This is a genomic window from Photobacterium sp. BZF1 (genome assembly GCF_014349205.1).
Classification (GTDB): Bacteria; Pseudomonadota; Gammaproteobacteria; order Enterobacterales; family Vibrionaceae; genus Photobacterium.
Genome location: NZ_JACSOF010000148.1, coordinates 1 through 17,118, shown reverse-complemented (window position 1 = coordinate 17,118; position 17,118 = coordinate 1). Strand labels below are relative to the sequence as shown.

Annotated in this window: 20 protein-coding genes and 1 tRNA gene; 8 read left to right on the top strand and 13 right to left on the bottom strand. The window is 47.1% G+C overall.

The window, feature by feature from the left end:
• The 9 genes from BIZ37_RS24600 to BIZ37_RS24560 all read right to left on the bottom strand — a co-directional run bounded on the left by BIZ37_RS24600 (position 1) and on the right by BIZ37_RS24560 (position 5,491).
• A tRNA-Ser gene (locus tag BIZ37_RS24600) sits at positions 1-87 on the bottom strand.
• 118 nt (positions 88-205) lie between these two features.
• Positions 206-901 (bottom strand): DUF4336 domain-containing protein, encoded by a 696-nt coding sequence (locus BIZ37_RS24595; RefSeq protein ID WP_187463757.1) that lies wholly within the window; start codon positions 899-901, stop codon positions 206-208.
• 121 nt (positions 902-1,022) lie between these two features.
• Positions 1,023-1,667 carry an HAD family phosphatase gene (locus tag BIZ37_RS24590; protein ID WP_187463756.1) on the bottom strand — a complete coding sequence of 215 codons (645 nt, stop codon included), beginning with the start codon at positions 1,665-1,667 and terminating at the stop codon, positions 1,023-1,025.
• Between the two features lie 48 nt (positions 1,668-1,715).
• Positions 1,716-2,105, bottom strand: a complete 390-nt coding sequence (locus BIZ37_RS24585; protein WP_187463755.1) for a VOC family protein — start codon at positions 2,103-2,105, stop codon at positions 1,716-1,718.
• A gap of 28 nt (positions 2,106-2,133) precedes the next feature.
• Positions 2,134-2,727 carry a DUF1349 domain-containing protein gene (locus tag BIZ37_RS24580; protein ID WP_187463754.1) on the bottom strand — a complete coding sequence of 198 codons (594 nt, stop codon included), beginning with the start codon at positions 2,725-2,727 and terminating at the stop codon, positions 2,134-2,136.
• On the bottom strand, positions 2,724-3,494 hold the full coding sequence (locus BIZ37_RS24575) for a DeoR/GlpR family DNA-binding transcription regulator (protein ID WP_187463753.1): 771 nt from the start codon (positions 3,492-3,494) through the stop codon (positions 2,724-2,726). The genes BIZ37_RS24580 and BIZ37_RS24575 overlap by 4 nt, the downstream gene beginning before the upstream one ends.
• Positions 3,495-3,754: 260 nt before the next feature.
• A complete protein-coding gene (locus BIZ37_RS24570; protein ID WP_187463752.1) occupies positions 3,755-4,003 on the bottom strand; it encodes a Rho-binding antiterminator in 249 nt (82 codons plus the stop codon).
• A 30-nt stretch (positions 4,004-4,033) separates the two neighbouring features.
• Positions 4,034-4,504, bottom strand: coding sequence for a DM13 domain-containing protein (locus tag BIZ37_RS24565; protein ID WP_187463751.1), 471 nt, complete (start codon positions 4,502-4,504; stop codon positions 4,034-4,036).
• A 93-nt stretch (positions 4,505-4,597) separates the two neighbouring features.
• Positions 4,598-5,491 carry a LysR family transcriptional regulator gene (locus BIZ37_RS24560; protein ID WP_187463750.1) on the bottom strand — a complete coding sequence of 298 codons (894 nt, stop codon included), beginning with the start codon at positions 5,489-5,491 and terminating at the stop codon, positions 4,598-4,600.
• Positions 5,492-5,705: 214 nt separating this feature from the next.
• On the opposite strand from BIZ37_RS24560, the gene tyrS reads away from it, so the two are divergent.
• Positions 5,706-6,893 carry a tyrosine--tRNA ligase gene (tyrS, locus tag BIZ37_RS24555; protein ID WP_187463760.1) on the top strand — a complete coding sequence of 396 codons (1,188 nt, stop codon included), beginning with the start codon at positions 5,706-5,708 and terminating at the stop codon, positions 6,891-6,893.
• Positions 6,894-7,365: 472 nt separating this feature from the next.
• Here tyrS and BIZ37_RS24545 read toward each other — a convergent pair whose 3' ends face one another.
• Positions 7,366-8,061: an aspartate/glutamate racemase family protein gene (locus BIZ37_RS24545; RefSeq protein WP_187463748.1), complete on the bottom strand. Its 696-nt coding sequence runs from the start codon at positions 8,059-8,061 to the stop codon at positions 7,366-7,368.
• 108 nt (positions 8,062-8,169) lie between these two features.
• Here BIZ37_RS24545 and BIZ37_RS24540 point away from each other — a divergent pair, with 108 nt between their 5' ends.
• Positions 8,170-8,628: a GNAT family N-acetyltransferase gene (locus BIZ37_RS24540; protein WP_187463747.1), complete on the top strand. Its 459-nt coding sequence runs from the start codon at positions 8,170-8,172 to the stop codon at positions 8,626-8,628.
• On the opposite strand, the gene BIZ37_RS24535 is transcribed toward BIZ37_RS24540, so the two are convergent.
• A complete protein-coding gene (locus BIZ37_RS24535; protein ID WP_255526890.1) occupies positions 8,616-9,023 on the bottom strand; it encodes a DoxX family protein in 408 nt (135 codons plus the stop codon). The two genes, BIZ37_RS24540 and BIZ37_RS24535, sit on opposite strands and share 13 nt — an antisense overlap.
• A gap of 67 nt (positions 9,024-9,090) precedes the next feature.
• Here BIZ37_RS24535 and BIZ37_RS24530 point away from each other — a divergent pair, with 67 nt between their 5' ends.
• The 6 genes from BIZ37_RS24530 (at position 9,091) to melB (ending at position 15,041) form a co-directional block, all read left to right on the top strand.
• Entirely contained in the window at positions 9,091-9,987 is an 897-nt protein-coding gene (locus BIZ37_RS24530) for a LysR family transcriptional regulator (protein ID WP_187463746.1), read from the top strand.
• A gap of 62 nt (positions 9,988-10,049) precedes the next feature.
• Positions 10,050-10,394, top strand: coding sequence for a DUF6559 family protein (locus tag BIZ37_RS24525; RefSeq protein ID WP_187463745.1), 345 nt, complete (start codon positions 10,050-10,052; stop codon positions 10,392-10,394).
• 125 nt (positions 10,395-10,519) lie between these two features.
• Entirely contained in the window at positions 10,520-11,146 is a 627-nt protein-coding gene (locus BIZ37_RS24520) for a hypothetical protein (RefSeq protein WP_255526889.1), read from the top strand.
• Positions 11,146-11,940 carry a hypothetical protein gene (locus tag BIZ37_RS24515; RefSeq protein ID WP_187463744.1) on the top strand — a complete coding sequence of 265 codons (795 nt, stop codon included), beginning with the start codon at positions 11,146-11,148 and terminating at the stop codon, positions 11,938-11,940. The genes BIZ37_RS24520 and BIZ37_RS24515 overlap by 1 nt, the downstream gene beginning before the upstream one ends.
• Positions 11,941-12,133: 193 nt before the next feature.
• On the top strand, positions 12,134-13,480 hold the full coding sequence (locus tag BIZ37_RS24510) for an alpha-glucosidase/alpha-galactosidase (RefSeq protein ID WP_187463743.1): 1,347 nt from the start codon (positions 12,134-12,136) through the stop codon (positions 13,478-13,480).
• 136 nt (positions 13,481-13,616) lie between these two features.
• Positions 13,617-15,041 carry a melibiose:sodium transporter MelB gene (gene melB / locus BIZ37_RS24505; protein ID WP_187463742.1) on the top strand — a complete coding sequence of 475 codons (1,425 nt, stop codon included), beginning with the start codon at positions 13,617-13,619 and terminating at the stop codon, positions 15,039-15,041.
• Positions 15,042-15,111: 70 nt separating this feature from the next.
• Here melB and BIZ37_RS24500 read toward each other — a convergent pair whose 3' ends face one another.
• Positions 15,112-15,363 (bottom strand): HPr family phosphocarrier protein, encoded by a 252-nt coding sequence (locus BIZ37_RS24500; RefSeq protein WP_187463741.1) that lies wholly within the window; start codon positions 15,361-15,363, stop codon positions 15,112-15,114.
• 152 nt (positions 15,364-15,515) lie between these two features.
• Complete coding sequence (dbpA, locus tag BIZ37_RS24495; protein ID WP_187463740.1) at positions 15,516-16,904, bottom strand: ATP-dependent RNA helicase DbpA; 1,389 nt, start codon at positions 16,902-16,904, stop codon at positions 15,516-15,518.
• Between the last annotated feature and the right edge of the window lie 214 nt (positions 16,905-17,118).

Below are 17,118 nucleotides of genomic sequence, written 5' to 3'. Positions count from 1 at the left end.
GGAGAGATAGGGATTTGAACCCTAGATACGCTATTAACGTATGCCGGTTTTCAAGACCGGTGCTTTCAACCACTCAGCCATCTCTCCGTAAGTGCGGTGGATAATACGGACTTCTAGGATGGCTGTAAAGAAGAAAAACTCTACTTATTATCTAAGCGGTCACTATCACGCCATTACGGCGAAAATCGGCACCTTTGTCTGCTTTTTAACTAGAAAAGCGTGACATAAGTGAAGAGAAGACTGATTTTGCTTCATCATCAATAATGTTTCCGTGCGCCACGACGATTTTGTTGAATTGCCATTGCTCAACACTTTGGAGAAAGCGGCTGAAAGCCGCTTTGTCTTTGATGGTAAAACTCATCTTGAGAAGCGGATGGATACAACGGCCTTTGAAGCCAATAGGTTCAAATACGAATTTGGACATAGCACCGGCAAAACCTGACTTATTTGGGTTTTCAGGGTAGTTTTGCACCAAATCAGTCACAATCAGCGACGATGAGCGAGAGTGGAAGAATATGGTTTCGTTTAATGAAGGAACCGAAGGCATGGTTTGCCATTCAAGATCATCCTGCCAAACATTCTCCATGCCGCGCTGAAGGATATGGTAGTTGGAAAGCGGCACTTTACGTGGAATTCCTGCACTGACGTAAACTTCCGCATCGGGGTAAACATCAATCCAGTCTTGCAGCCATTTGCTATGGTGGTTATTAGGGGCAACCAAGTAGCGAACAGAACCGAGAGTATTTATCTCTTGTTGTAACGAAGTAGAGATAGCCGTTGGCGAATGTACCCAAAGTTGACCGTCTTGAAGCCGAACAATGGTCATCCTTAAACCCAGTTTGGTACCCAACATCTTCATTGAGTCTTCATGAACCCAAATTTCGTCGCCTATCTGTCGCATGCCTTCCCCGCTAGTTAGTTGTTTATATTCAACTTCTCTATCTACTAACTATAGTGCCAGAGGGCGCAGCAAAGGCATGCTTTTGAGATCACAGAATCGCCAATCTACATTAGCAAATAGGTCAGATATAAGGCTTCACTTCTAATAGCGACTCAACAATCGATGTTGCACGAGGTACCACATCTTCAGCAGGAACTAACAAATCCGGAATCATAATCGCCTGGCAACCGGCATCAAGACCCGATCGCATGCCGTTGTTCGAATCTTCCAACACCAAGCAATTGGCTGGCGCAATATCTAGCTGGTTGCTCGCCATCAGGTAGCAGTCCGGTGCAGGCTTTCCGTTTTCTACATCTTCGGCGGTTACCATGACATCGAACTGGGAGATGTAGTCGCTACCCGCGAAGTGATGTTCGACCTTATCTCGAGGGGAAGAAGTGACAAGCGCACATTTCAACCCTTTTTGTTTTATCTCAGCAAACAGTTCGGCAAAGCCAAGCTTATAGGGAATACCTTTGTCTTGCTCGGCCTTGAACATCGCATTCCTGACTTGGCAGAAGCGCTCTAAATCAATGTCATCACCAAACATTTTTGCCACCCGGCGCTCACACTCGACATCCTGCACCCCGATAAATGACTGGTAGTCAGCATCGGTTATCACCAAGTCTTGCTCTTCGGCGGCATATTGCCAGCAGGCCTTGTACAACCCTTCGGTGTCAAAGATCAGGCCATCCATATCAAACAATACCGCTTTTACTTCTTTCATATCCTTCCTCAAAGTTGTTGTGTGCAGGGAGTTGTCAGCGTTAGGTCATTACATCGTAATTTCCAATCGGTTTCCTTCAGGATCAAGCACTACGCTCTCGTAGTAGCCATCGCCAGTACGCCGTGGATCATCAACAACGTTATAACCATCTTTGGCTAAACGCGCGGTTAATGCATCGACCTCTTGCTCAGAGCCAACCGACATTGCTAGGTGTATCAACCCAGTAAACTGAGCCAATGGATCATCGGCCGTCATGGGAATAGCATCATTGTGCATGATTTCCAACCGCGCCCCTTTGTCAAAACTCAAGAAATAAGAAGAGAACCCTTTCTTGGCATTGACGTACTTCTCATTGGATACCGCATTAAAGTAGGTTTGATAAAAAGTGCGCATGGCTTCAAGATCACGCACCCACATAGCAACATGTTCAATTTTCATGATATTTCCTCAACGTCATTAACTGGCACTATTCACCGTTGCGAAAGTCGGCAACCGGCTGGATTGATATACTAATTTGTTCAACTGACACCTTGCAGCCAGCCTGCCTAGGTGCCTGAGCGGCCACACCCACTTGCAACTGCTGTGACCAAGGCAAGCCAAACTTACGGACAAACCGCCACTGCTTACCATCAAGGCTGTAATGTAGTCCGATCATATTGCCCTTGCGGGTAATTCGCAGGTAGGCCTCTGGGCTTTGAAGAACTTCGTTATTGGTATCGTCAGACCACCCATCGGTGACAACCGACACAATCGATATCCCGCCATCAGCACACTTTTCTATGCAGATTTTTGCCCAGCGTTCGGCGCTTTCCCGAACCATCAATGCACCAGCATCAAACAACCCAACCAATTGGCAATCTAGTTTGGCCTGGAATGTGAAATCACCAGACAAGCGAGTGAAATAAAAGCTTGCCGAATCTGCAATGATAGACTCGAAAGAACGGATACAATCCGTTTCTCCCTGAGGCTCAATCAATAGCTGATCTGAGGTTTGCTCAACGCGCTTTGGCGGGTTATACCATTCAAAGTGCTCAAATAAGGCTTGTTGAGAGTGCGTCATACGTTGATTACCTCGATATCTAGCGCATCAAAACTGACGACCTGCTCAGGCGTTGCATCAGTCACCACCACATCAAGTCGGTCAGCGGCAACAACTCTGTATGGAGAGCGCTTATTAAGCTTTTGCTGACTCGCCAATACAACAACCCGACGGGCCTGATTGGCCATTGCGAACTTAACTTCGGCTTCAGCCATGTCATCGGCGGTAAGTCCGAATTCACTGTCTAGTCCACACACGCCAAGCACAGCCATATCAGCAGAGATGTTTTCTATCGCTCGCACAGTCATAGCCCCGGTTGCGATGGCACCCGATGGATGAATACGTCCACCCAGCAAAATGGTCTCGATATTTCTCTCGAGCAAAAAGGTTGCAACAACAGGTGACGGGGTGATCACAGTAATTGGGCTGTTGACCGGAATGGCATTTGCCATTTTCAATATCGAGGTCCCGCCATCTAGGAACAAAGTGTCGACACCTTCGATTAAGGACTGCAATGAAGATTGGCACCCCGCCAGCCAGGTATCGGCATCTTTTACCCTATCAATGAAAGGCCTAGCGGGAACTGATCCTGCAATGGCTCCCCCTTTTACCCTTTTGAGCGCGCCCTGCTGCTCAAGTGCAATCAAATCGCGTCTGATGGTATCTAGGGAAACCCCTAACTCTTCAGCAGCCTCTTTGGCGATAAGGGTCTTCCCTTGCTGAATTTGCTCCAAGAGCCAATTCTGCCGGGTCACTGGGTTGTTCAAATCAAGGGATGAATCTGCCATAAGCTAATCTCATAAAGGTGCGATAGCCTGCATTCTAAACTGCAAAAACCCGCAGATCAATGCAATAAAACGCAAAATTACTTACAAAATCTTATCTGTACTGGCCATAGTCGTCTAATTAATGCATTTTTCTGCAAAAAAACTGTTCAACAAAGATATGGAGTGAGTACCAGATTTATGAGAACTTGTAATGAGGAAAGGAAACATCCCAACAATTAAATTGTCAGGATGCCTCTGAGGAGGAAACATAAAGAGGTGAATCAATCAAAAGTGATTTTTCTGAAATGAGGATTATCGATCTGAACTTCCAGCATAGAGATCTCATCAAGCACTACCAGCTCTGTCGTGGCGTTTTCTGTTTTTATCTCAATGCATTCCTGTTTGTTTTCGTTCCATTTTGTATCTAATGCGGTGCCGAGTAACTCCTCGCCCGACCTCATCGTCAACCTGATGGGATATCGATACATACAAGCAATTTCGACATAGTCTGTTTGGTGGCAGGTAACCATTTGCGCCCCTTTCTTCTTTGCCCGGTGGTCTCACTGATATTGGGCAGACGTAATGAACTGACCAAATGTTTCGCACCAAACAATCACAGTATTGTACTGGGCAATATCAACACTTTCGTCCAGCGGTAGCATGAACTGATTGAAAGTTTTGATATCACCGACTTTAACCATTGTCGATTTCAGGCGGTTGAAGTCATCTTCTGTTTCAACAAACTCGGGCGATAGATATAGCTTATAGTCTGGCCCGGGCGCTAACTCACCCATAAAACTGATACTATCTGTCGCCAAAGCGACCTTGCCCTCTCCCCAATGGAGAAAATCACTGTCTTGACGCTCTTTATCAAAGGTACCGGTAAATTGTGCTTTTGCTTCGACTGACTCAATCGTGGATACCGGAGGTGCCTCCGGCGCAATCAAAATGGGGAGCGCATAAATGCCTAATGCAAAACCAATCCCAACCGCTATGATGTGCGTTACCAATAACCCGAAAATTCGCTTCATCCCTGCCTCCATGCAGCAGCTAACTAAGTGTAATCACATACAATTGAACTATAGCAAAAACAGCAAGGTAGCTATGACTTTGCAAGTAATATTCTACAATCTAGTCTTCGAAGCTAGAGCCTTCTCTAAAAGGCGTAGCATTGCCTGTCGAACTGGTCCCTCGGTATGACGGCGGGTTTGGATCACATCTACGGTGGTTAGCCAACCGTCCGGCTCGAAGGCCAGATCCAGTACAACGAGTTTTCCCTGCTCAACAAAAGGCGCGGCCAGTCGCTCGGGGACAATCACCCAGCCTAGTCCTTGTGAGGCCAACTCCAACAACAGGTGGTGGTTACTTGTGAACCAAACTTGCGTGCTAATGGCATATGAAAACCACAGTTCTTTGCCACCGGACGAGCGCTGTACGACCTGGCGGTAATTGCGCAGATCGACATCCTTGAGGGCCGTTTTATGGGCCAATGGATGGTCAGGCGATGCTAGGGTCAAAAAACGGTTATAACCAACCGTAGCAAACTCGGTATCTTCCAACATTTTTCCGTCAGAATAGACAACACCAACATGTGCCCGGCCTTCACTGACCATGGTTTTGATGTCAAAAGTGGAGGCAGAGATAAGCTCAATATTGGTCATCGGGAACTGCTCACCCAATGTGACAAGCTGCGCAAGTAAAACAGGTTCAAGAACGCTCTCTTCTATTGCCACAACAAGTTCATGCTCTTGGTCAGCATCGAGCGCCATGACTTTTTGGTCCAAGCGCTGTTGCTGCAGCAATATGGCGCGTGCTATCGGCAACAGTGCTTCTCCCTGTGAAGTGAGCCTCGGGATATTGCTAGAACGGTCAAACAAGGTTTGATTTAGCGCGATTTCGAGGTTCGATACCGATTGGCTAACCCCAGATTGCGCCCGTTTATATTTTCTTGCTGCTGCCGAAAAAGAACCACACTCACAAACGGCGACAAACATTTTCAATTGTTCAAAGCTGTACATTAATAATTGGCCACTTCCTACGTTACCTATTCACCCAGCAAGCCTATCACTAGTCGTGATAGCTGCTAACTTTCGCCCATGAAGAACTTTGCTACGCTGCTACCAAAAGAGGTACTGAATACTAGTTTATTCAGGAGTCCCTTACCAACGTAAATAGAATCAGAGTATCAGGATAAATGATAGAAAAGCTCTGAACTTAACACCTGCTGGAGCTATTATGAATATTGACCAAGCGCTTGCTCTCATCCACCGAGGAACAGAGCAAATTACCCCTGAATCAGCACTGATTGAAAAATTACAGAAGAGCCGCCCTTTAGTGGTGAAACTCGGTGCCGATCCTACTGCCCCTGATATCCACCTCGGTCATACTGTTATCTTGAACAAGCTAAGGCAGTTTCAAGACTTGGGCCACAAGGTTGTCTTCTTGATCGGCGACTTTACAGGCAAAATTGGCGATCCAAGTGGAAAGAACACCACCCGCCCACCACTGACGACAGAGCAGGTCCTTGCCAATGCTGAAACCTACCAACAGCAGGTGTTCAAAATCCTTGATCCGAACAAAACCGAGATCGTATTCAATTCACACTGGCTGTCCGAGCTCGGCGCAGAAGGCATGCTCAAACTTACCGCCAGTCACACTGTCGCCCGAATGCTGGAACGTGAAGATTTCAAAAAGCGCTTTGCCCAGCAGCAATCCATCGGTATCCATGAGTTTATCTACCCGCTCCTTCAGGGATACGATTCAGTGGAATTGAAAGCTGACATCGAACTAGGCGGAACGGACCAGACCTTTAATCTGTTGATGGGCCGAGAACTGCAAAAGCAGTACAACATGGAGCAGCAAGTGGTCATCACCATGCCTTTGCTCGTTGGCCTAGACGGGGTAAAGAAAATGTCCAAATCGGCAGCCAACTACATCGGTATTAGCGAATCACCGCAGGAAATGTTCGGCAAACTGATGTCTATTTCAGATGACTTGATGTGGAACTACTTTGAATTGCTCTCATTCCGCCATATGGATGAAATCAAACAACTTAAGCGAGATATCGAAACCGGGCGTAACCCGAAAGAAGTCAAAGTACTGCTGGCAAAAGAGATCGTCACACGCTTCCACTCCGAGTCAGCAGCAGGTAAAGCTGAAGCCCAGTTCAACCAACGCTTTGCTGCCAAAATATTACCTGACGACCTACAAAAGATAGAAGTTAAGCAGGGTTTGAGTATCAGCCAGTTGCTCAAACAAGCAGGGTTAACCTCGTCAACCTCAGAGGCAATGCGTTTAATCAAGCAAGGGGCCGTAAAGGTAGATGGCGTCAAAATTGAAGACCCAACACTGACACCGACAACAAGCGAAAAGATTTATCAAGTTGGTAAAAGGCGCGCTGCTAAAATTGTAATTGCCTAACAGCTATTAATCGAATAATAGGCGGTAATATACCGCCTATTAACACAGTTAAATGGAAGTGAAAAGGCCATACCACTGCTCAGCACGTTCTTTTGAAATTACCGCTTGGCAAGGTGATTCGACTATGGGCTTATTTACACAAATTTGCTGGTCTGGGTTCGTATATTGCTGAGAAGAAGTAGACTGACCCAATATACCCGAGGAGCTACAACCTGATAAAAACAAAGCCAAGACTACTGCCACATGAACATATTTCATAGCAACCTCCCTGTTGCATACTTCTTTCAATAAATTTAACAAAGTTATATTAAAGATAAATCATTTAGAAATACTTTCTGTGGGATAACTCATAAAACCTTAACTAAATATAACAAATTGAATCAATTACTTATGAGCACTATAAGTCATGCTTATCCAAATCTATGACCCCGCCTAAAGACATCGCCTTTATAATTTAACTGTTATTCAGGCTTTAATCAGCCAATGCCAATTTAACTGCCGCCTCAGCGTGAATTTGGGTTGTATCATACAAAGGCACTGCGGTATCTGCCTGTTGGATTATCATGGCAATCTCTGTGCAGCCCAAGATTACCGCTTGCGCACCATCTTTACTGAGTTGTTCTGTTATACGAACATATTCCTCTCTAGACTCATCCTTGATAACCCCCTTGCACAACTCATCATAAATGACCTGATGAATGGTTTCCCTGTCCGGTAAATCAGGAACGACGACTTCAATACCAAACTGCTCGGTCAAACGGCTAATGTAAAAGTCCTGCTCCATGGTAAAGCGAGTTCCAAGCAACCCGACTTTCTTAATGCCGTCGGCTTGCAGTTGATTTGCCGTGGCGTCGGCAATATGGAGCAAGGGTATAGACATCACCTGCTCAATCTCTTTGGCGACTTTGTGCATAGTATTAGTACAGATCAATAGAAAGTCAGCACCCGCGGCTTCAACAGACTTGGCTGCATTTGACAAGATCTCTGCTGTCGCCGGCCAATTACCAGCATGCTGGAGCTTCTCAATTTCATCGAAGTTTACACTGTAAAGTGCCACCTTCGCCGAATGCAAGCCTCCCAACTCCTGCTTAATACCTTCATTAATTGCCTTGTAATAACTGGCTGTCGATTCCCAGCTCATTCCGCCCAATAGGCCGATTGTTTTCATGCTGCTCCTATCTGTGGTCTTCGTTCAATATATTTCACTAATATCATTGTTTGCTGAATAAAAACAGACAATGATAGGGTCAGAAACGCTGCACAAGGAACAGTACCAGTGATAAAACCAGCCAGGTTCAGGGATATCTCTGAGATTATTGCCCTCACGGGACGTGCTATCAGGGCTTGCATTGACGAGCCCACAGATGTTCAGGACGGACTGATTGCCAGTTGCGCCGACAGTGTGATGTGGTGGCGGACGCACCCAGATCACTCCGTGCATTATGTCTATCGTGTCGACGACCTTGTAGTAGGATCTATTTTGGTAAAAGAATATTGGAACCTGTCTAATTTATTTGTCGATCCCGCCTATCACAACCAGGGAATTGCCCGCCAACTCATCACCAAAGCCCTTGAGGATTGTAAATCACGCTCTCCAAAGCAGGCTGTCCACCTCAACGCCTCTTGGTATGCCGTCAATTTCTACCAAAAAATGGGGTTTGTCCCTAATGGTGAGCCAAGGGACTTACCCGGTGGTTGTTTTCCATTTATCTATAAGTTTTATCAAACTCCATAAAGTACTAGCGCAACCGACAATGCAAAGGTCACCATCGCAGGCACACCATCCCGCCAGGTATCAAACCATAAATGGCAGACCATGGCCCCCATTGAGACAGCAGCCAGCAGTGTCGACCCCATCAGAGCAATTGTCGTTGCTATTGATGCTCCCACCAGCATCGGAGTAATGATCATCACCGCAGATACGAATTCCAATACACCGACTGCGAACATCCAGTGTCGGTTGAGACCATACTTCACGAAGAAAGCTAGCTGGGTAGTAAAAATCATCTTCTGCCAACCTAATATTTTGATCGAACTTGCAAACAAGAAGAAAGCGGCAAGAAGAGAAGTGATGATAATCTGAGTAATGGTCATGGTATCTGCCTCGAAATGTAAACTTGGGACAATCATAAACATTCCAATAGCACTGGATATACAGTTAAAATTGATTACCAAGCATTCCAATTAGGAATAGATCATGGACAAGTTAGACTGTATTCGCACCTTTACCAGAGTCGTGCAACTCGGCAGCTTTACCGCTGTCGCCAATACCCAAAACATCACCCAGGGCAGCGTAAGTAAAAAAGTGAGTTGGTTGGAACAACATCTTTCGATATCACTGCTGCATCGAACAAGCCGCCAATTGTCATTAACAGACGCAGGTGAAGCCTATTTTCAGCATGCCCTGCGCCTGCTTGAAGACCACGACAGTTTCGAAGCGAACCTCAAGGGTGAACAATTCAAGGCTAAGGGAAGGTTGGCCTTGTCCATGCCAACGTCGCTAGGTTTGCACCTTCTCGCTAAACCTATTGCCGATTTCATAGCATTACATCCTGATGTTGATATCGATCTGTCTCTCAATGACCAACATATTGATCTCTATCGTGACAACATTGATATTGCCTTCCGGGCATCTCTCCTCAAGGACTCTGGATTAAAAGCAAAGCACCTGATTGACAACACCATGGTCTACTGTGCCTCGCCAAATTACTTAAAGCGTAAAGGCTTGCCACGACACGCTAGTGAACTCACGAAACACCACTGCCTAACTTACTCGCTGGCCCACCCTTCCAATGTTTGGAACTTCATCAACCGAGATGGCAAGTCAGAAAAAGTGTCCTTGAGTGAGCATTTTCGCAGCGACAGCCCAGAAATGCTGTTGAAAATGGCCACTTTAGGGCAGGGAATCACCTTTTTGCCTCAATGGATGGTTTCCCCCTTTGAAAAGACAGGCGAGTTAGTTGAAGTGCTAACCGATTACCGACAGCAGACTATCCCACTTTATGCCGTGTACAAAAACAGCCAAACGCAGCCTTATCGTATTAGGGCTTTTATCGATTTTATTGCAGGCAAATTGGAAGCTGAAGGTTGCTGAAACCAGTTGCCAAACATTATCGAACACTGTATTAATGGTTTTTTGCGTTTAGGAGATCATTGATGCTAGGCATAACCCAGCTTTTCAAGCGAAGAGCCATTCGCCAATACATAAAGGCTATCGGTCCTACACTGCTGAAGTCTTATGGCCCTCGGGAAGCATACAGCGAAGGGCAAATTGTAGCGGTGCTCGAGCAATCAGGTCTTAGCCAACGATATCAGCAATATGCCTATGCACTCTTTGGTGACCAATATCCAGAATTGCGGCAGGAACTTGCTGAGGGGCTGTTTGGCAACACAACATTCACTGCCCTAGACATTATTGCATTAGCCAAGCCTGCTGGCTGGAAAGGGGGAACCAATAACGACAACCTTTCTAATCATTATGGGCAAAACAGCCGGTACTAAGCACATCAGAAACTAAGCCACCGTGTCCTTATATTGATATTTTTAGTCTTTATGTTTGTAATGGACATCCAATCATATCCCTACAATGGCTCCCGACATTAACAACAACCAACAGGAGCCTTGGCATGCCTTTCCAAACTAAAACGACGACAAAGTCAGCGCCATCAATTACTTCGAACACCACACGCCTGCCTATCAGCTTGGTGATCGACGAAAATCACCCAGCCTACCAGTGGGCCAAGAAACAATCAGATTCGGTCAATGCGTTTGGTCACATCGGTACCCATATCGACTGCTATACCAAAGTACCGCAGCACAGCCATTACACCACAGATACCATTATGCTCGACTGTACCCTATCCATGCCTGGCATTGGTGATATCGAGAAGCTTGATATTGCAGGAAAGTCTCTGGTGCTATTTACCGCAAACCTTGCGAATAACAGCTACGGCACACCGCAATATGGCAAAGCAGATACTGCACTCGATAGCGATGTACTCGATGCAATCCTCGCCAAGCACCCAGCATTCATTTTCATTGATAGCTACGGGATAGGAGCACACGGTGATGAACACATCAGTTTCGACAAGCGTTGTGAGGATAATGACTGCTTTGTGATTGAGAATGTAGTATTGAACCAGCAGACGGCAAGCAAGCTCATCCAGCTTGATATTCAGTTTGATGTAACAGGTGCCTCAACGGGTAAACGCTGCGAAGTCACTGCCATCATGAGTAATATGGAACAGAAATAATGGCAGTAACACTCAAGCAGTCAATCTTAGAGAAGACAACCATGCCCTTTAGGCTGGTCGGCATGGAATGGCTCAACGCCCAGACCATGAGCTTAAAGCTGCAACCCGAGCAGCCTTATTCTTATCAAGCTGGGCAATACCTAACTTTGCCGCTTCCAAGCAGCCAGAAAGCATTGCCGTTTTCAATCGCTAGTGGGTCTAGCAAAGAAAGGTCGAATCAAAACAACGATTATATCGAAATACAAATTGGTGGTGTCTTGCCCGATTCCGAACTAGCCGGTGATATCAGGCAATTTCGCACCCAGTGGCTAAACCAGCAGCCCTTGTATCTTGGCCAAGCTGCCGGAGAAGCTTATTTCCGCGATACTGGTAGTGCTGTCACCATCGTTGCCGGTGGTTCGGGATTTAGCTATGCCAAAAGTATCGTCTATGAGGCCTTGTCACTACCTAAAGCGGTCGATATCACCTTGTACTGGGGTGCAAAAACCGTTGCCGACCTGTATGAACACAACGCAATGGTAGCGCTTGCCAACCAGCATCCGCATTTTCACTATGTGGCTGTTGTTGAAACGCTTCCCCAAGATAGTTCATGTCACTGTGATGCAATCGGGTTGCACCAAGGTCAGCTGCTGGATATTTTCTTTTTCAACCAGCAACTTGGCACCAATCAGGATATGTATATTTGCGGGCGGTTCGAGATGGTCCAAACCGCTTATCGCCACATTGTAAAGGCCAACCCTGAACTGGCTGGCCGTATATTCTCAGATGCACTTCCACCGATCCACAAACGGTAACTCCCCTAGATCAAAGAGGCAAGGCCTAGCCTTGTCTCTTTTGTATTGCTCCCTCCCTACTAGCTCGAGCATATTTGTGACGCCAAGTCGAAAATCTTAGGAAACGGGACATAATTGCCCACTATAGGGAAGATAGCAGCGCGCTTTTCGATAAAGATGGACCTATCGAAACCAAGCATACAAAGGAACAGCCATGCATCACCCAAAAATTACCTTCATCGGGGCCGGTTCTACCATTTTCGTCAAAAATATCCTTGGCGACGTTTTCCACAAACCAGCACTAAAAGGGGCCAACGTTGCCTTGATGGACATCGACCCAGTCCGCCTTGAAGAGTCACAAATTGTTGTTAGCAAGCTAATGGAGTCTGCAGGTGCAACTGGCGATATCCAATGCTATACCGACCAGAAAGAAGCATTGAAAGGGGCTGATTTTGTTGTCGTTGCCTTCCAGATTGGTGGCTATGAACCATGTACTGTTATCGACTTCGACGTCTGCAAGAAGCACGGTCTGGAGCAAACTATCGCCGATACCTTGGGCCCTGGCGGTATCATGCGCTCACTGCGTACGATCCCCCACCTGTGGCAGATCTGCGAAGACATGACTGATGTCTGCCCGCAAGCAACAATGTTGAACTACGTCAACCCGATGGCAATGAACACCTGGGCAATGTACGAGAAGTATCCACATATCAAGCAAGTTGGCTTGTGTCACTCGGTACAGGGAACGGCTGAGGAACTCGCCCGCGATTTGGACATCGATTATAGCGACCTTCGCTATACCTGTGCCGGTATCAACCACATGGCCTACTACCTGACACTTGAGAAGAAAACCGAACACGGTGAGTACGTCAGCATCTACCCTGATCTGCTAGAAGCTTACGAAATGGGACAGGCACCGAAGCCGAATATCCACGGCAACCCTCGTTGCGAAAACATTGTCCGCTACGAAATGTTCAAGAAACTGGGTTATTTCGTCACGGAATCTTCCGAGCACTTTGCCGAATACACTCCGTACTTCATCAAGCCCAACCGCCCGGATTTGATTGAGCGTTACAAAGTGCCATTGGACGAATACCCAAAACGCTGCGTTGAACAAATTGCCAACTGGAAAAAAGACCTGGAAGCCTTCAAGCAGGCAGAGCGTATCGAACAGAAAGAGTCTCATGAGTACGCCAGTACCATCATGAACGCTATTTGGACCAATACCCCAAGCGTGATTTACGGCAACGTCAAAAACGAAGGATTGATAGAGAACCTACCGCAAGGATGTTGTGTCGAAGTTGCCTGTCTGGTTGACGCCAACGGTATCCAGCCAACCGCCGTAGGGAAACTACCTAGCCACTTGGCCGCATTGATGCAGACCAATATCAATGTCCAGACCCTACTGACTGAAGCAATCCTGACCGAAAACCGCGACCGGATCTACCATGCCGCTATGTTAGACCCTCACACAGCCACGGTCCTCGGTATTGACGAAATCTACGCCTTGGTTGATGAACTTATCGAAGCACAACAAGACTGGCTACCCAGCTGGATCTAAGCCAAGCACGCAATAGAACACAATTTAATCCATGCCAAGTGGCTCAGAGCCACTTGGCAAAGACCCTACGTGAAACAAACAATAATTGCCTTTCCTACAAAAAGCAGTAAAAAGGGATAAGGAAAAAGGAGCTTTTATGAGCGTCTCAATGAACACCAAGTTAAGCTACGGCTTTGGTGCGTTCGGCAAGGACTTTGCCATCACCATCGTCTATATGTACCTGATGTTTTACTACACCGATGTCGCCGGGATCTCTGCCGGTATTGTCGGTACCATTTTCCTCGTTGCCAGGATCTGGGATGCAGTGAATGACCCCATCATGGGCTGGATTGTCAACAACACCCGTAGCCGTTGGGGCAAGTTCAAACCGTGGATCTTGATTGGCACTGTCGCCAACTCTGTCGTGCTTTACCTGTTGTTCAACGCCCACTATTTTGAAGGCCCATGGCTTATTGCCTACGCCGCAGTTACTTACATTCTATGGGGCATGACGTATACCTTGATGGATATCCCATTCTGGTCTTTGGTCCCTACCCTGACGTTGGATAAGCGGGAGCGCGAAGAACTTGTTCCCTACCCTCGCTTCTTTGCCAGCTTGGCATGGGTAGTCACTGCCGCTATCGCTATGCCGTTTATCAACTATGTCGGTGGCGAAGACAAAGGCTATGGCTTCCAAATCTTTACCATCTTGCTTATTGCCTGCTTTGCGGTATCAACCTATATCACGCTGCGCAATGTCAAAGAACGTTACTCTACCGCTCAGCTTGACGACCAACCGGTACAAGAGAGGATCTCCCTCAAAGAAATGGTTGGCCTTATCTACAAAAACAGCCAGCTGAGCAGTGTGTTGTGCATGGCGCTAGCCTATAATCTGGCCACCAATATCATTACAGCCTTTGCCGTCTACTACTTTACCTATGTCGTGGGTAACGAAGCACTGTTCCCTTACTACATGGCCTATGCAGGTATCGCAAACCTAATCACCCTGGTGTTATTCCCGAAACTTGCCGGTATGTTCTCACGCCGCGTGCTATGGGCCTGTGCTTCCGGATTCCCAATCCTCGGTAGCCTGGTGCTGATTTATGTCGGTATGTACGACCCACAGAGCATCATTTTGATTTCAACTGCCGGTGTATTTCTACAAATCGGTACGGCACTATTCTGGGTACTTAACGTTATCATGGTTGCAGACACGGTAGATTACGGTGAATACAAGCTGGGTGTTCGCTGCGAGAGTATCGCCTACTCGGTACAAACCTTGGTGGTAAAAGCAGGTTCAGCCTTTGCGGCGTTCTTCATCGGTATCGCCCTGACCGCAGTCGACTATGTACCTAATGTCGAGCAGAATGCTGATACTGTGTTTGGCATGCAATGCATCATGATCGGCTTACCAAGCTTCTTCTTTGCCATCGCCCTGTACATCTACTTCCGTTACTACAAACTAAACGGCAAGTTGCTCAACGATGTCCAGCACAAGCTAATGCAAAAATATGGCGATGAAGAGCCAGAAGCTGACGATACGCTGACACCAGAACCACAGTTGGCACAAGAAAGTCGCTAAGACCATTCACCTTGGCCAAAAAACAAAGCCCGCACTGTATGCGGGCTTTTGCATCTTTGCGCCTAGCTTATTAGCCAGTCACGTTCTCGATGAAGGTTGCCAATTCATCGACAGCCTGCTGGTTCGACGATTGCACAATCACTTCTGTTCCCTGGACCAGCGCCAGAGTCTGTAGCTTAAATAGGTTTTTGGCTGTTGCCGCTTTTCCGTTGGAAACGACTTCAATGTCATCGGCATATTTCTTCGCGGCTTTGACGAACTTAGCGGCAGGCCGAGTATGAAGGCCGTTCTCTGCAGTTATAAGCGCTTTTTTCTGGTACATAATCAAACTCCTTGGGTATCTGTTTGATTTTTTACCGCTTATAGCCTGTGATTTCTGGGATATCCGCAAAAGATAGACACAAAAAAGCCATGATGATCCCCAAAATGGGATCTAATCATGGCTCTATCATGTAATAGCAGAAAATGAATGATTTATCGTTTGATAGCACGCACGCGGAACGAGCGGCCCTTCATCTTGCCATTCTCAAGCTTCTTGAGGGCAACACGTGCCACATCGCTCTTCACAGCTACATAGGCAACCATATCGAAGACATTGATCTTACCGACCTGATCGCCTCGAATACCTTTGTCACCCGTCAGCGCACCCAAAATATCCCCTGGGCGAACTTTCTGCTTTTTACCACCCATGATCTGGAGCGTGGTCATTGCAGGGCGGAAGGTTGGTTGATTTAGCAAAGACTCAGATGGCAATTCAGCGCCTACAATATCTCGCTCGAGGTAATCCTCCAACAACGCAACCTTGTAGTGCTCTTTGTCACTGAAGAATGAACAAGCAACCCCTTTGCTTCCCGCACGGCCGGTACGGCCAATTCGGTGAACGTGTACTTCTGTATCACGTGCTAGGTGGTAGTTGATAACACAATCCAGCGCTTCGATATCTAGGCCACGTGCCGCGACATCAGTAGCAACCAGTACCGAAGTACTCTTGTTGGCAAAGCGAACCAAAGTCTGGTCACGCTCTCGCTGCTCAAGATCACCGTGCAGTGCCATCGCGCTGAAACCATACATATCCAGATCATCAGCAACTTCCTGGGCTTCGCGCTTGGTATTACAGAACACCACTGAAGACTCTGGCTTGTGCAGAGAAAGCAGCAAGCGAAGCGCCGTCATACGGTCTTCATTGCTCTCTACATGGTAAAAATGCTGATCGATAGTGCTTTCATCATGGGTAGACTCAACCTTCACCATTACTGGCTTGTGCATGATTTCACGTGCGATAGATTCAATCTGCTTAGGGTAAGTGGCACTGAAAAGTAGTGTCTGGCGGTCAACTGGTGCCGCGTCGACAATTGCATCAAGCGCGTCTTGGAAACCCATTTCCAGCATGCGGTCAGCTTCATCCAATACCAGCAAATTCAGATCATCAAGAGACAGGAAGCCTTTGCGCAAATGCTCTTCTACACGACCTGGCGTACCTACGATAATATGGGCGCCATGCTCCAGGGAGCCGATCTGAGGACCAAATGGCATACCGCCGCAAAGAGTCAAAACCTTGATGTTGTGAATGGAGCGCGCCAGTTTACGGATCTCTTTCGCTACCTGATCGGCCAACTCACGGGTCGGACATAAAACCAGCGACTGGATGCGGAAGCGTTTTACATTAAGGTGCTCGAGTAGACCCAAACCAAACGCTGCCGTTTTACCTGAGCCTGTTTTGCCCTGGGCAATTACATCTTTACCTGCCAGAACATGCGGTAGGCTCTGACTTTGGATAGGGGTCATAGATTCATAGCCAAGGGTAGCCAAGTTGGCTTCCAGCTCAGGTTTCAGGTTCAGGGTAGAAAACGCGTTGTTGCTCACGGGCAAAGTCCTGTCATTAAAAAACACTGGCAACACTGGCGAAAATCACTGTCTGTCTCACCCCGTTACCGCAAGGGATGCGACACTAACAGCCTTGCAGTAAAAAAGATAGACTTCAGCTATTAAACTCGTTTCTTTTTCGCCATTCTGACCCCATCACGGATATTCAGACCCAGTAAGGTTGCATTCGCTGCACCGGCAATCAATTCAAGTC

What these genes read in the sequence shown, in the direction of transcription:
- BIZ37_RS24595 (WP_187463757.1), bottom strand. Translation starts at nt 901, where the DNA reads ATGCGACAGATAGGCGACGAAATTTGGGTTCATGAAGACTCAATGAAG.
- BIZ37_RS24590 (WP_187463756.1), bottom strand. Translation starts at nt 1,667, where the DNA reads ATGAAAGAAGTAAAAGCGGTATTGTTTGATATGGATGGCCTGATCTTT.
- BIZ37_RS24585 (WP_187463755.1), bottom strand. Translation starts at nt 2,105, where the DNA reads ATGAAAATTGAACATGTTGCTATGTGGGTGCGTGATCTTGAAGCCATG.
- BIZ37_RS24580 (WP_187463754.1), bottom strand. Translation starts at nt 2,727, where the DNA reads ATGACGCACTCTCAACAAGCCTTATTTGAGCACTTTGAATGGTATAAC.
- BIZ37_RS24575 (WP_187463753.1), bottom strand. Translation starts at nt 3,494, where the DNA reads ATGGCAGATTCATCCCTTGATTTGAACAACCCAGTGACCCGGCAGAAT.
- BIZ37_RS24570 (WP_187463752.1), bottom strand. Translation starts at nt 4,003, where the DNA reads ATGGTTACCTGCCACCAAACAGACTATGTCGAAATTGCTTGTATGTAT.
- BIZ37_RS24565 (WP_187463751.1), bottom strand. Translation starts at nt 4,504, where the DNA reads ATGAAGCGAATTTTCGGGTTATTGGTAACGCACATCATAGCGGTTGGG.
- BIZ37_RS24560 (WP_187463750.1), bottom strand. Translation starts at nt 5,491, where the DNA reads ATGTACAGCTTTGAACAATTGAAAATGTTTGTCGCCGTTTGTGAGTGT.
- BIZ37_RS24545 (WP_187463748.1), bottom strand. Translation starts at nt 8,061, where the DNA reads ATGAAAACAATCGGCCTATTGGGCGGAATGAGCTGGGAATCGACAGCC.
- BIZ37_RS24535 (WP_255526890.1), bottom strand. Translation starts at nt 9,023, where the DNA reads ATGATTGTCCCAAGTTTACATTTCGAGGCAGATACCATGACCATTACT.
- BIZ37_RS24530 (WP_187463746.1), top strand. Translation starts at nt 9,091, where the DNA reads ATGGACAAGTTAGACTGTATTCGCACCTTTACCAGAGTCGTGCAACTC.
- BIZ37_RS24525 (WP_187463745.1), top strand. Translation starts at nt 10,050, where the DNA reads ATGCTAGGCATAACCCAGCTTTTCAAGCGAAGAGCCATTCGCCAATAC.
- BIZ37_RS24520 (WP_255526889.1), top strand. Translation starts at nt 10,520, where the DNA reads ATGCCTTTCCAAACTAAAACGACGACAAAGTCAGCGCCATCAATTACT.
- BIZ37_RS24515 (WP_187463744.1), top strand. Translation starts at nt 11,146, where the DNA reads ATGGCAGTAACACTCAAGCAGTCAATCTTAGAGAAGACAACCATGCCC.
- BIZ37_RS24510 (WP_187463743.1), top strand. Translation starts at nt 12,134, where the DNA reads ATGCATCACCCAAAAATTACCTTCATCGGGGCCGGTTCTACCATTTTC.
- melB (WP_187463742.1), top strand. Translation starts at nt 13,617, where the DNA reads ATGAGCGTCTCAATGAACACCAAGTTAAGCTACGGCTTTGGTGCGTTC.
- BIZ37_RS24500 (WP_187463741.1), bottom strand. Translation starts at nt 15,363, where the DNA reads ATGTACCAGAAAAAAGCGCTTATAACTGCAGAGAACGGCCTTCATACT.